At 27.9% G+C, this 12,501-nt stretch carries 16 protein-coding genes; 15 read left to right on the top strand and 1 reads right to left on the bottom strand.

From position 1 onward, the window contains the following. The first annotated feature begins 18 nt into the window (after positions 1–18). The 11 genes from ACLR9T_RS08890 to ACLR9T_RS08840 all read left to right on the top strand — a co-directional run bounded on the left by ACLR9T_RS08890 (position 19) and on the right by ACLR9T_RS08840 (position 7,314). A complete protein-coding gene (locus tag ACLR9T_RS08890; protein WP_413109189.1) occupies positions 19–174 on the top strand; it encodes an LPXTG cell wall anchor domain-containing protein in 156 nt (51 codons plus the stop codon). Between the two features lie 183 nt (positions 175–357). After that, entirely contained in the window at positions 358–561 is a 204-nt protein-coding gene (rpmE, locus tag ACLR9T_RS08885) for a 50S ribosomal protein L31 (RefSeq protein WP_024722144.1), read from the top strand. Positions 562–665: 104 nt separating this feature from the next. Continuing rightward, positions 666–1,415, top strand: a complete 750-nt coding sequence (locus tag ACLR9T_RS08880; protein WP_413109188.1) for an MBL fold metallo-hydrolase — start codon at positions 666–668, stop codon at positions 1,413–1,415. Next, positions 1,405–1,884, top strand: coding sequence for a 23S rRNA (pseudouridine(1915)-N(3))-methyltransferase RlmH (gene rlmH, locus ACLR9T_RS08875; RefSeq protein ID WP_413109187.1), 480 nt, complete (start codon positions 1,405–1,407; stop codon positions 1,882–1,884). Before ACLR9T_RS08880 ends, rlmH begins: the two co-directional genes overlap by 11 nt. A 13-nt stretch (positions 1,885–1,897) precedes the next feature. Then, the gene (locus ACLR9T_RS08870; protein WP_413109186.1) at positions 1,898–2,176 is read left to right on the top strand and encodes a hypothetical protein; all 279 of its coding nucleotides are present in this window, start codon (positions 1,898–1,900) and stop codon (positions 2,174–2,176) included. 2 nt (positions 2,177–2,178) lie between these two features. Next, positions 2,179–2,661, top strand: coding sequence for a peptidylprolyl isomerase (locus ACLR9T_RS08865; protein WP_413109185.1), 483 nt, complete (start codon positions 2,179–2,181; stop codon positions 2,659–2,661). A 4-nt stretch (positions 2,662–2,665) separates the two neighbouring features. Next, positions 2,666–2,923 (top strand): glutaredoxin domain-containing protein, encoded by a 258-nt coding sequence (locus ACLR9T_RS08860; RefSeq protein ID WP_413109184.1) that lies wholly within the window; start codon positions 2,666–2,668, stop codon positions 2,921–2,923. A 137-nt stretch (positions 2,924–3,060) separates the two neighbouring features. Further along, positions 3,061–3,675 (top strand): GyrI-like domain-containing protein, encoded by a 615-nt coding sequence (locus tag ACLR9T_RS08855; RefSeq protein ID WP_413109183.1) that lies wholly within the window; start codon positions 3,061–3,063, stop codon positions 3,673–3,675. Position 3,676: 1 nt separating this feature from the next. After that, a complete protein-coding gene (yfcE, locus tag ACLR9T_RS08850) occupies positions 3,677–4,219 on the top strand; it encodes a phosphodiesterase (protein ID WP_413109182.1) in 543 nt (180 codons plus the stop codon). A gap of 107 nt (positions 4,220–4,326) precedes the next feature. After that, positions 4,327–5,025: a GntR family transcriptional regulator gene (locus ACLR9T_RS08845; RefSeq protein WP_413109181.1), complete on the top strand. Its 699-nt coding sequence runs from the start codon at positions 4,327–4,329 to the stop codon at positions 5,023–5,025. 210 nt (positions 5,026–5,235) lie between these two features. Further along, a complete protein-coding gene (locus ACLR9T_RS08840; RefSeq protein WP_413109180.1) occupies positions 5,236–7,314 on the top strand; it encodes a glutamine synthetase III in 2,079 nt (692 codons plus the stop codon). Between the two features lie 138 nt (positions 7,315–7,452). Here the strand turns inward: ACLR9T_RS08840 and ACLR9T_RS08835 are convergent, their stop codons facing one another. Then, positions 7,453–7,920, bottom strand: a complete 468-nt coding sequence (locus tag ACLR9T_RS08835) for a cupin domain-containing protein (RefSeq protein ID WP_413109179.1) — start codon at positions 7,918–7,920, stop codon at positions 7,453–7,455. A 238-nt stretch (positions 7,921–8,158) separates the two neighbouring features. On the opposite strand from ACLR9T_RS08835, the gene ACLR9T_RS08830 reads away from it, so the two are divergent. The 4 genes from ACLR9T_RS08830 to ACLR9T_RS08815 all read left to right on the top strand — a co-directional run bounded on the left by ACLR9T_RS08830 (position 8,159) and on the right by ACLR9T_RS08815 (position 12,497). Beyond that, positions 8,159–9,025 (top strand): MurR/RpiR family transcriptional regulator, encoded by an 867-nt coding sequence (locus ACLR9T_RS08830; RefSeq protein ID WP_413109178.1) that lies wholly within the window; start codon positions 8,159–8,161, stop codon positions 9,023–9,025. A 117-nt stretch (positions 9,026–9,142) separates the two neighbouring features. After that, entirely contained in the window at positions 9,143–9,892 is a 750-nt protein-coding gene (locus ACLR9T_RS08825) for an ABC transporter ATP-binding protein (RefSeq protein ID WP_413109177.1), read from the top strand. Positions 9,893–9,894: 2 nt separating this feature from the next. Beyond that, positions 9,895–11,517 (top strand): ABC transporter permease subunit, encoded by a 1,623-nt coding sequence (locus ACLR9T_RS08820; protein ID WP_413109176.1) that lies wholly within the window; start codon positions 9,895–9,897, stop codon positions 11,515–11,517. Beyond that, positions 11,514–12,497 (top strand): extracellular solute-binding protein, encoded by a 984-nt coding sequence (locus ACLR9T_RS08815; protein WP_413109175.1) that lies wholly within the window; start codon positions 11,514–11,516, stop codon positions 12,495–12,497. Before ACLR9T_RS08820 ends, ACLR9T_RS08815 begins: the two co-directional genes overlap by 4 nt. Positions 12,498–12,501: the final 4 nt, after the last annotated feature.

The raw sequence follows: 12,501 nt of genomic DNA, 5'->3' as shown, positions 1-12,501 counted from the left end.
TTAGAAGCTAATCCATCAGTGGATAATGATGTTAATCCTGTAAAACCAGGAGACAGTACAGTAAATGCAACAAAGACAGGAGATACAACAAATATGATGTATCCACTAGCAGGACTAGCAATTGCTGCTCTAGGGTTATATGGAAATAAAAAAAGAAAATTTAAGATTAAATAAGCACTAAAATAAAACCTAGTTAATTTGCTAGGTTTTATTTAAATTGTATAATAGATGTAATAATTAATTTATTTGTATATTATTCAATTATATACTTGAAATAGAGATAATTTAATGTTATTATGCTATAGTAACTTACTTTGTAGTGAAATTAAGACTATAAGGCGGAAGGAGAAAAAACATATGAAAAAAGGAATTCATCCAAATTACAAAAAAGTAAAAGTCGTTTGTACTTCATGTGGAAACGAATTTGAAAGTGGTTCAGTTTTAGATGAAGTACGTGTAGATACTTGTTCAAACTGCCACCCATTTTATACTGGTAAACAAAGATTTGCTAGTGCTGATGGACGTGTTGATAAATTCAATAAAAAATACGGATTTAAATAGTAGTAAATTTAGGAGCTGGTGCTCCTTTTTTTATTTAAAAGTAATTAAAATCTTTCAACGATTTTTATTTATGTTATAATGTTTTCACAAGAGAGGATGATTAGATGGAATTTCATATTTTAGCTAGTGGCTCTAAAGGTAATAGTACATTCATATATGATAATGGGGTTGGAATTTTAATTGATTGTGGAATTACTAGAAAGCAGTTATTATTTAAATTAAATTCTTTAGGATTTGAAGAGCATGATATAAATTATGTACTTTTAACCCACGACCACTATGACCACAATAAAAATATCAGTATTTTCAATCAGGATATTTGTTTTTGTGGTAAAGGATGTATTAAAGGGATTGATACTAGTCATGAAATCGAACCATATAAATTATTTAAACTTGCTCATTTTGAGATAATGCCACTAAGTATTTCTCATGATGCTACTAGTCCATTAGCCTTTGTTATTAAAGGAGATGAAGAGTGTATATTGTATATGACAGATACTGGGTATGTATCACAAAAAAATCGTAAATACATAATTAATTTAGATTATTATATTATTGAAAGTAATCATGATATAGAAATGTTAATGGCAACTAATCGACCATATTTTTTAAAGCGTAGAATTCAAGGGGATACTGGACATTTAGATAATGTATACAGTGCTAGATTGATGGTAGATTTAATTGGTGATAAGACTAAAGAAGTTGTATTAGCACATTTAAGTGAAGAAGCAAATAGTGAGTCAAAAGCGTTAGAAACATATAAAAATATCTTTAATGAAAATAATATTATTTTTAATAATATTAAAATTGCAAATCAAGTCAATATTGTTAGTGGAGGAAAGCGTGAAGATTAAAATTATTTGTGTTGGTAAGTTAAAAGAAAAGTATTTAGTAGCAGGAATTGCAGAATATTTAAAAAGGTTACAAGCATATTGTAAGGCTGAAGTTTATGAAGTATCTGATGAGAGTATCCCAGATAATTGTTCACTAGCAAATGAAATGATTATTAAGTCTAAAGAGGGTAGGAAGATTCTAGACAAAATAAAACAGGATGATTATGTTATTTTATTAGATGTAGCAGGTAAGGAAATTGATTCGGTAATGTTGTCAAAACGAATGGAAGATTGTATGATATCTGGTAAAAGTACAATAGATTTTGTTATTGGGGGATCTTTAGGCCATGGACAGGAGATAATAGATCGTGCGAATTTTAGATTGAGTTTTTCTAAAATGACGTTTCCTCATCAATTAATGAGATTGATTTTAGTTGAACAAATTTATCGAGCATTTAAAATTATTAAAAATGAAAGTTATCATAAATAAGGAGGGGTAAAAAATGGAAGTAGCATTAGTTATTGCAATGTTTGTTTGTACTGCTTTAGCACTAAATTTTATGGTAAATGGAAAACATAAACTATCAGGGACATTTGAAATCATTAATTTGTGTTTGATTGTAGCTACGGCATATCAGTTTGAGTTGGTTAATTCGATTATCATGGTGTTAATAGTACTAGCAATTTTAATTATTGCAGGTCTAATTCTTAATAAAAAAAGAAAACAAAAAAAGCTTGCTAATGAAGTTATTGAAGCAAGAATTGTAGATAAAGGAGAATAATAATGGAAACAGTAAAAATAATTATAGAAATGGAAGATGGAAGTATTATGAAAGGTGAACTTTATCCGGAAGTTGCACCAATTACAGTTGATAATTTTTTGAATTTAATTGATCAAGATTTTTTTGCAGGGTTAATTTTTCATCGGGTAATACCAGGGTTTATGATCCAGGGCGGTGGTTATGATAAAGAGTTTAATCAACATGAGACAAAAAGTATAAAAGGTGAATTTAGTAGTAATGGTATAAGTAATAATTTACTACATACAAGAGGTGTTTTATCTATGGCTCGTACAATGATCCCAGATTCAGCTTCTTCTCAATTTTTTATCATGCATGAGGATGCTCCACATCTAGATGGTCAATATGCAGCTTTTGGTAAAATTACTGATGGTTTAGATGTTGTTGATAGAATTGCTAATCTTCCTAGAAATATACAAGATTGTCCAAATGTTCCAGTTGTAATTAAAACAATTAAAAGAGGATAGAAAAATGTTAAAGATGTTTATTTTAAAAAATTGCCCTCATTGCAAAAGAGCGCTTACTTGGATAGATGAATTAAAGAAAGAAAATCCTATTTATGAAAATATATCAATAGAATTAATTGATGAACAACTAAACGGTGAGCTAGCAGAGCGTTATGATTATTATTATGTACCAGCGTTATTTGATAATAATATAAAGTTACATGAAGGTGTTGCTACAAAAGAGGGATTAAGATATATTTTTGATGGTTATTTAGAAAAATAGTTATTATAAGCGCCAGCAATAATTTATTTGGGTGGCGCTTTTATAGTAATAAGGCTGTTAGTTTTAATAAGTTATATATATTTATAGTAGAATTTTTCTAAAAAAGTAATATAATAGTGAGAGCGGGAGATGATATAGTGATTAAATTTGATATAAAAAAAGAATACCCACAATTATATCGTGCAACTACTAAAAAAATAAGTAATATAATGGTACCCAAATTAAAATATATTGCAATTGATGGTATCGGTAATCCAACAGTTCCTGAATTTAAAAATAAGTCTAAACTGTTATTTCTTATAAATAAATCTTTAAAAGAATATTATCAAAAAGAAAATATATCTTTTAGTGGTTCAAAGTTAGAAGGCGTATGGGATACATATGATAATAGTCATTTTGATGTAACTAGAAAAAAGATGATTAAATATACTTTAATGATGATACAACCACCTGTTATAACTGAGAAGATCTTAGAAAAAATAAAAACAGAGGTTTTAGCAAGAACAGATGATTATTTAGCTTTGGATGTATATCTTAAAGAATTTGAAGAAGGTGAATGTATTCAAATGCTTCACATAGGGCCATATAATACAGAAATAAATTCGACTAAACAAATTATGGAATATATTACAGTTGCAAATTTAAAGTTAAGTGGGTTACATCATGAAATTTACTTAAATAAACCAGAACGAGTAGATGCTGAACACCTAAAGACAATTGTACGTTATCCAGTAGAGGAGGATTTAGTTTAAAATGAAAATAATGTTTATATCTGATATTCACGGTTCATTTAAATTTTTAAAAAAATCTCTTGATAATTTTGAAATAGAACGAGCAAATAAATTAGTGATTTTAGGTGATATTTTATATCATGGACCACGTAATGATCTGCCAGAAGGTTATGATCCTAAAAAGGTGATAAAATTATTAAATGATATTAAGAATAAAGTTATTGCTGTAAGGGGTAATTGTGATGCTGAGGTTGACCAAATGGTATTAGAATTTCCAATAAAAGCTGATTATGCTACTATTGATATTGATAATCATCATTTCTTTTTAACACATGGTCATTTATTTGATGAAAATAATCTTCCTAATTTAAATAAAGGTGATGTTTTTGTTTATGGGCATATTCATAAGCAGGTTGCTAAAGAAAAAGATGGTATATATATAATAAATCCTTCATCAATTTCATTACCTAAAGAAGGTGAAAATAGCTATGCTATTTATGAAAATAATATTTTTTATATTAAAGAACTTGATGGGAGTATAGTTAAATCAATTGAGATAAAATAATTTTTTGAGACTACTTAATAATATAGTAGTCTTTTATATTAAAAAAATCGTGCAATTTTAATAAAAGTATGGTATTTTTTAGTAGGAAATATATAGGAGAAAATACCATGGTTAAATATATTGATATTGCTGATGATATTAGAAATAAAATAATACAACAAGAATATATATATGGTCAAAAACTTCCATATGAATATGCACTATGTGCATCTTACCATTGTAATAAAGAAACAATGAAAAAGGCCTTAGATATTTTAGTAAAAGAGGGATTAATAATTAGAAGAAGAGGCTCAGGAACATTTGTAAAGGATTATAACCCTTCTATGGAGAGCTCAAATATTTTTACTGGAAGATTAAGTCAGAAGTATAAAGAAATTGAAAGTGAGATATTAGTATTTGAAGTGATCTCAAGTGATAATATAATTTCTAAGAATTTACAAATTGAAGAAGGGACATTTGTATATCATATAGTTAGATTTCAAAAGTTTGATAATAAACCTTACTCTATTGAAATAATTTATATACCAATGTCAATTATACCTGATTTAAAAATGGAAAATATAAAAAGGTCTATTCATCAGTATATAGAAGAAACATTGAAATTAAAAATACAAAGTACACATAAAACTGTAACTGGACATCTTTCATCTTCTTTAGAGCAAGAGTATTTGGGATTAAAGTCTACAGAACCATATTTTCAAGTAGAGCAAACTGCTTATTTAAGTAGTGGTGTTATATTTGAGTATTCATTTACAAGATTTCATTATAAGAATTTTCAACTTAAAACAGTTACATTAACAATGTAAAATATAATAAAAACTATTTATAATATTTGATATAAAAATGAGATATATTATTGTAAAAAATTATCATTTTAATAAAATTATAACAAAATGATAAAAAAATATCATATTAATTATTGACACCAAAAAAAAGTAACTGTATAATAACGGCATATAAACATATATTTATGTATGATTATGTGTTGTTAATAAACTAACAAGGGGGAACTTAGAATGGAAATGAATAAGTTATTAGAAGATTATGGATGCTTAGCATTTAGTGATGATGTAATGAAAGAACGAATTCCTAAATCTATATATAAAGCTTTCCATGCCTCTTTAGATAAAGGAGAGGAGTTATCTAAAGAATGTGCAACGGTTATTGCTAATGCAATGAAAATATGGGCTGTAGAAAATGGTGCTACTCATTTTACACACTGGTTTATGCCAATGACAGGATTAACGGCTGAAAAACATGATGCGTTTCTTGAACCGGATGGTTCAAAAGCAGTATTGGAGTTTAGTGGGAAAACATTAAGAAAGGGTGAACCAGATGCTTCTTCTTTTCCTTCTGGAGGATTAAGAGCTACATTTGAAGCAAGAGGATATACTGCATGGGATTGTACATCACCAGCATTTGTTAAAGATGGGAGTTTATATATTCCAACGTTATTTTGTTCTTATACAGGAGAAGCATTAGATAAGAAAACACCATTGTTAAGATCAAGTGATGCTCTATCAAAAGCGGCATGCAGATTATTGCCAATGCTAGGAATTGAAGGTGTGACAAAAGTTACTGCTTCAGTTGGTGCTGAACAAGAGTATTTCTTAGTATTGGATGAGTACTATCAACAAAGAATGGATTTAAAATTAACTGGTCGTACTCTATTTGGAGCAATGGCACCAAAAGGACAGGAATTAGATGACCATTATTTTGGAAGTCTTAAACGTAAAGTTGCGGCTTTTATGAAAGATTTAGATCATGAATTATGGAGATATGGTATTCCTTCAAAAACTAAACATAATGAAGTTGCCCCAGCACAACACGAAGTAGCTAGTGTATACTCTAAAGTTAATATTACAACTGATAATAATCATTTATTGATGCAGCTTATGCAAGATATTGCTAAAAAACATGGGTTACGTTGTTTATTACATGAAAAACCTTTTGCGGGTGTAAATGGTTCTGGTAAACATGATAACTGGTCTGTTATTACAAATACAGGAATAAATTTATTTAATCCAGGTTCTAATCCTGCAGAAAACAAACCTTTTATTGCGGCACTTGCTTGTACGATCAAGGCAGTTGATGAGTATGCTGATTTATTACGTATGAGTATTGCTAGTGCTGGTAATGATCACCGTTTAGGTGCTAATGAAGCTCCCCCTGCTATTATCTCAATGTTTTTGGGGGAAGAATTAGAAGCTTTGATAGAAGAAATTTGTGAAGGAAAGAAAACAAACAAAGCAGATGCAACCCGTTTTGCTACAGGAGTTTCAGTAGTACCAACTTTCTCAAAAGATAATACAGATCGTAATCGTACTTCTCCTTTTGCATTTACTGGGAATAAGTTTGAGTTTCGTGCAGTCGGTTCTAGTCAGTCTGTAGCTGGTCCTAATACTATTTTAAATACGATCTTAGCTAATGCTATGGAAGAGATGGCTGCTGAATTAGAAACAGGCAAATCATTTGATGATGTAGTTAAGTCATTTATTAGTAATCATAAACGTATTATTTTTAATGGGGATGGTTATTCTGCAGAATGGGAAGAGGAAGCAGCTAAGCGAGGTCTTTTAAATAATAAAAATACAGTTGATGCATTAACGTGTTTAAAAGATAAGAAGAATATTGAAATGTTAGATCGTTTGGGTGTATATAGTAAAGTAGAGTTAGCTTCACGTTATGAAATTCTATTAGAAAGTTATATAAAGACAATTCAAGTTGAGGGCTTAACAGCCTTAAAAATGGCGAAGACACAAATATACCCTGCTGTATGTGAATATTTAGCAAAACTTTCAGCAGAAGTTATAACAAATAAAGAAGCAGGGTTGGATGTTGACTTCTTAACAGATGATTTAAAAATATTAGCTGAGCTTGTTAAGAAGATGAAAGAACAAATGGTAGCATTGGATAATAATATTACTGTTGCCCAAACACTAGATACAGATATCTATAACCAGGCTGTTGTTTGGCGTGATGAAGTTTTTGGAATGATGCAACAATTAAGGGAAACGGTTGATACGATTGAAGAATCTGTAGCTGCTGAATATTGGCCAATTCCAACTTATATAGATTTATTATTTGGAATTTAAAAATAAAAAAGTCATGAATTTTAAATTCATGGCTTTTTTAGTACAGGTATATAATTAATAGTAAAAATATTTATTGACAAAGTAAAAAGAAGTCATTTATTTCATTATTCTAAATTATAATAGTTACTTTTTAAATAACTAGTGATTTTCCATTGATTCAGCAGCTTCTTTAGTTTGATGAACAGTCCCCCAAGAATGTTGAACAGGAGAATATATTGAGAATAATTTTAATGGTTCATTACCAATATTAATAATATTATGCCATGTTCCTTTTGGAATAAAAATAGCACTATTATTAAAAATAATTTGTTGTTTTAAAAGTTTTTCTTTTTCATCACCCATTTTAACTAATCCTACTCCACTTTCAATTTTAATAAATTGATCGATATTAGGATGCATCTCTAGTCCTATATCTGTTCCTGTAGGAATATTCATAAGAGTTAACTGTATATTCTTACCTGTCCAAAGTGCAGTCCTAAAATTATTGTTATTTAAAGTAGCTTTATGAATATCTATTACAAAAGGAGTTGGACCAAAATCAAGAGTTTCTACTTTATTTTTTTGATAGCAATCATCTTGCATATCTATTTGAAAATAATTATACATACTTTTCCCCCTATTTAAAATATGTTACATTTTTATGGATGTTCATAATAAGAGCCTATATAATAATGCTACTATGTTAAATATTATGAATATAATTAACAGTTTAATTATCTTTACATAAAAATTACATATTATTAATATTTAAAGGCTTATAACGATAGATATAACTATTAAGCAATTATATAATATTTGTAATGATAAAGGAGAAAAATGTAGAAATACTACATTAATAAAAATTATGTTAAGTAGAGTGAATTTTAGAATTAAAACAATTTATAATATTTTAAGACCATCAGAAAAGAAAGTAGCTGATTATATTTTGAATTATTTGGATTCATATGAGGAAATGTCAATGATATCTATTGCAAAATCAGCAGGTGTTTCTCAACCAACAATTATGCGGTTTGTAAAAGCGATAGGTTTTAATAGTTTTAAACAGTTTAAATATGAATTAGTTAGATCAAATACAAAAAGTGTAGATTTATTATATGGTTTTTCAATAAATAAAGATGATGATATTAGGGAGTTACCTAGTAAAATAATTGCTACAATTACTAAAATGATGGAAGATTCATTAAAATCTATTTCTATAGATAATTATTTAAAAACAATTGATTTAATAAATCAGACTAATAATATTTCAATTTATGCTGTTGAAAATTCTATGTGTGTTGCAAATGATTTAATGACTAAATTAATATATTTGGGAAAAAATGTTACTTTTCATAGTGACTATTATTTACAAAGTATTGATGCAAGTAATTTAAAAGATCAGGATTTAGCAATTGGAATATCATATTCAGGTAATTCTAAAAATACAGTCGAAGTATTAAAGATTGCTAAAGAAAATGGTGCTAAAACAATTGCTATAGTTAATTTTGAAAATACCATGTTAACTAAATATGGTAATGTTGTTCTTTCAACAAGTAATGACCAATTCTTGTATGGAGATGCAATCTTTTCAAGAGCAACTCAAATTGCATTAGTAGATATGATATATATGGGAATAATTATGAGTGATTATGAATATTATACTAATAAGTTGGATCTTTATAGCAAGTTAATAAAACATCATGGCTTTCAAAAAAATGAGATTGAAGTGTAGCTTTTCTACATTTAAATCTCTTTTTTTTTACAATTTCTTTACAAAGAATTTAAGCAAATAGAATAGATTTAATATGATTTAGACAGTTATAATGCAATTGTTCGAGGAGGAAAATGAATGTTAAAACTAGAGCAAATCAGTAAATCATTTGATGGAATAAATATTTTAAATGAGTTAAGTCTTGAAATTCCAACTGGGCAAATTATTTCAATTTTAGGTCCTTCAGGTAGTGGCAAGACTACATTATTAAATCTCATTTTAGGAATTAGTGAAGTTGATGATGGCAAAATAATTTTTAATAATGAAGATCTAACTCATGTCCCAATGGAAAAAAGAGGATTTAATATTGTATTTCAAGATTATGCGTTATTTCCAAATTTAAATGCTTATCAAAATATTACATATGGATTAAAAAATAAACCAGATATTTCCACTAAAGAAGAAGTGGAAGAGTTGATTAATTTATTAGGGTTAGAAAAACATCTAAATAAAAAAATTGATCAATTATCAGGAGGACAAAAACAACGTGTTGCATTAGCTAGAACATTAGTAATGAAACCTAGAATATTATTATTGGATGAACCATTAAGCGCTTTAGATGGGGTAATCAAGGAGTCAATAAAGGAAAGAATTAAAATGATAGCTAAGGAGTATAATCTTACAACTATCATTGTTACTCATGATCCTGAAGAAGCTTTAACATTATCAAATCAAGTATTAATTATTAATGAAGGTAAAGTCGCACAATTTGGTAAACCAGAAGAGATTATAATGCAACCTAGTTGTAATTTTGTTCAACAGTTTATTTTAAATCAATTAGAAATAAAAAGAGAAAATATAATGACATTATTTGATCAGGTATCATAGTAATGAAAAAAAATATTGAAATTAAAGTTATTTGTATAATAATAACAGTTATTTTGACTTTATTTTTAGTACTTCCATTAGGGTCATTACTAATTCAATCTTTTTATAATAATGATGGTTTGTCATTATCTAATTATATAACAACATTTAAAACTACTGGTTTTAGCCAAAGTTTAATGAATAGTTTTATAGTTTCAGGTACTAGTGCAATAATTACTACATTTTTAGCATTTATTATTGCTTATTCAATTAATTATACTAATATATTCAAAAATATAAAAAAATTAATTAAGAATATAACAATGTTACCTATGCTGTTGCCAACTATAACTTATGGTTTTGCAATTATTTATTCATTTGGTAAACAAGGGCTATGGACAAAGCTATTTGGATTTCAATTATTTGAAATATATGGATTTAATGGTTTGCTTCTAGGTTATGTTATTTATACTTTGCCAATTGCATTTATGTTAATTAATAATGCAATGGAATATATTGATAAAAAATATATTACAGTATCAAAATTAATGGGAGATAAAAATATAAATACACTTTTTATTACTTTAATTAGACCATTATTAGGAACATTAGCAGCAGCGTTTATTCAGGCATTTTTCTTAAGTTTTACAGATTTTGGGATACCTGCATCAGTTGGAGGAAAATATACAGTTGTTGCTAGTGTTCTTTACAATAAAATGTTGGGAAGTATTCCTAATTTTGCAGGTGGAGCTGTTGTAGCTATGACAATGTTAATTCCTTCAATTATTAGTATTGCTCTACTTAATTATTTAGAGCGCTATAATATTAGCTATAATAAAATTTCAACTATAGAGTTTAAAAAGAATCGTTTACGTGATATCTGTTGGGGGAGTTTTAGTGTATTTATTAATGTAATTATTATAGCTATTTTTGCAGTAATTATAATTGTCCCATTTGTTGGTGAATGGCCTTACCGAATTAGTTTCACACTTAATAATGTTATAAATGTTTTTAAAGATGCGTCATTATTAGGGGTAATAAAGAATTCATTATTCGTTGCAATTTCCACAGCTTTTTTTGGAACTGTATTAGTTTATGGTGCTGCACTAATAACTGCTCGAAGTACACTAAATAAGTACTTAAAGAAAATAATCGAAAGTGCTGCTTTAGTAACTAATACCATTCCTGGAATGGTATTAGGGATAGCATATTTACTGATTTTTTCTGGAACCTCGATTCAAAATACTTTTATGATTATTATTATATGTAATATTATTCACTTTTTTTCATCACCATATCTAATGATGAAGAATTCGCTTAATAAATTAAACAGTTCATTTGAGATAACTGCAAAGTTGATGGGAGATAGCTGGTTTAAAACAGTTATTAGGGTTATTACTCCAAATGTACTATCTTCAATATTAGAAGTGTTTAGCTATTATTTTATTAATGCTATGGTAACTGTTAGTGCAGTAATATTTATTGCGGGAGCAAGAACAATGGTAATAACTACTAAGATTAAAGAGTTACAGCATTTTGCTAAATTTAATGAAATCTTTGTTTTATCAATTTTAATTTTATTAATCAATATATTAGCTAAAGGAATGTTTAGTTATTTAAGTAAAAGGAAGGAAAAGCAAAAATGAAAAGAAAAATTTTTAAAGGATTATTAGCTAGTGCAATGTTATGTGGAGCATTGACATTATCAGGATGTACCTCAACAAATGATCAGGTAGTTATTTATTCTAATGCTGATGATGAGGCAGTTGAAGCAATGAAAAAAACTTTAGATAATAATGGATATGAAGGAAAATATTTATTTCAAACATTTGGAACATCAGAATTAGGGGGAAAATTATTAGCAGAAGGTAAAGATATTGAAGCAGATTTAGTGACAATGAGTTCTTTTTATTTAGACAGTGCTCAAGATAAAAAAAATATGTTTGTTAATTTAGATTTTGAAACAAAATCACTAGAACAATATTCAAGTTATTATACTCCAATTACTAGTCAAGAAGGTGCAATTATTGTTAATGCAGAAGAATTGAAGGCAAATAATCTAGCTACACCAACTTGTTTAAAAGATTTGGCAAAGCCAGAATATAAAGATATGATTTCGGTTACTGATATATCTTCATCTTCAACTGCCTGGTTATTAATTCAAGCTTTAGTTAGTGAATACGGTGAAGATGGTGCCAAAGATGTATTAAAAGGTATTTATAAAAATGCGGGTGCCCATATTGAAGATTCAGGTTCGGGACCAATTAAGAAAGTCCGCGCTGGTGAAGTTGCAATAGGGTTTGGGCTACGTCATCAAGCAGTACGTGATAAAGAAGATGGCTTACCAATAGATTATATTGATCCAATTGAAGGAAATTTTAGCTTAACTGAATCCGTAGCTATAGTTAATAAAGATAATAATGAGCATCAAAAACTTGCTATGGAAATGGCAAAATGTATCATTGAAAAGGGACGTAAAGAATTATTGAAAACTTATCCCAATCCACTATATGAGGGAGAATTAAGTGATGTAGTTAACAAATCAGCTTATCCAAAAGTTTTTGATAATAAATTAACAGTAGATTTATTAGAAAAACATCAAAAATTATCAGAGGAATGTAAATAGGAGA

This window comes from Thomasclavelia sp. (genome assembly GCF_047249845.1).
Classification (GTDB): domain Bacteria; phylum Bacillota_I; class Bacilli_A; order Erysipelotrichales; family Coprobacillaceae; genus Thomasclavelia.
The sequence above is the reverse complement of the archived record's forward strand: the minus strand, read 5'-3'. Positions and strand labels throughout refer to the sequence as shown.

Bases quoted from the DNA above. Each gene is read 5' to 3' on its own strand.
- rpmE (WP_024722144.1), top strand. From the start codon at position 358: ATGAAAAAAGGAATTCATCCAAATTACAAAAAAGTAAAAGTCGTTTGT.
- ACLR9T_RS08835 (WP_413109179.1), bottom strand. From the start codon at position 7,920: ATGTATAATTATTTTCAAATAGATATGCAAGATGATTGCTATCAAAAA.
- ACLR9T_RS08870 (WP_413109186.1), top strand. From the start codon at position 1,898: ATGGAAGTAGCATTAGTTATTGCAATGTTTGTTTGTACTGCTTTAGCA.
- ACLR9T_RS08820 (WP_413109176.1), top strand. From the start codon at position 9,895: ATGAAAAAAAATATTGAAATTAAAGTTATTTGTATAATAATAACAGTT.
- ACLR9T_RS08815 (WP_413109175.1), top strand. From the start codon at position 11,514: ATGAAAAGAAAAATTTTTAAAGGATTATTAGCTAGTGCAATGTTATGT.
- ACLR9T_RS08825 (WP_413109177.1), top strand. From the start codon at position 9,143: ATGTTAAAACTAGAGCAAATCAGTAAATCATTTGATGGAATAAATATT.
- ACLR9T_RS08880 (WP_413109188.1), top strand. From the start codon at position 666: ATGGAATTTCATATTTTAGCTAGTGGCTCTAAAGGTAATAGTACATTC.
- ACLR9T_RS08845 (WP_413109181.1), top strand. From the start codon at position 4,327: ATGGTTAAATATATTGATATTGCTGATGATATTAGAAATAAAATAATA.
- ACLR9T_RS08840 (WP_413109180.1), top strand. From the start codon at position 5,236: ATGGAAATGAATAAGTTATTAGAAGATTATGGATGCTTAGCATTTAGT.
- ACLR9T_RS08865 (WP_413109185.1), top strand. From the start codon at position 2,179: ATGGAAACAGTAAAAATAATTATAGAAATGGAAGATGGAAGTATTATG.
- ACLR9T_RS08830 (WP_413109178.1), top strand. From the start codon at position 8,159: ATGTTAAGTAGAGTGAATTTTAGAATTAAAACAATTTATAATATTTTA.
- yfcE (WP_413109182.1), top strand. From the start codon at position 3,677: ATGAAAATAATGTTTATATCTGATATTCACGGTTCATTTAAATTTTTA.
- ACLR9T_RS08860 (WP_413109184.1), top strand. From the start codon at position 2,666: ATGTTAAAGATGTTTATTTTAAAAAATTGCCCTCATTGCAAAAGAGCG.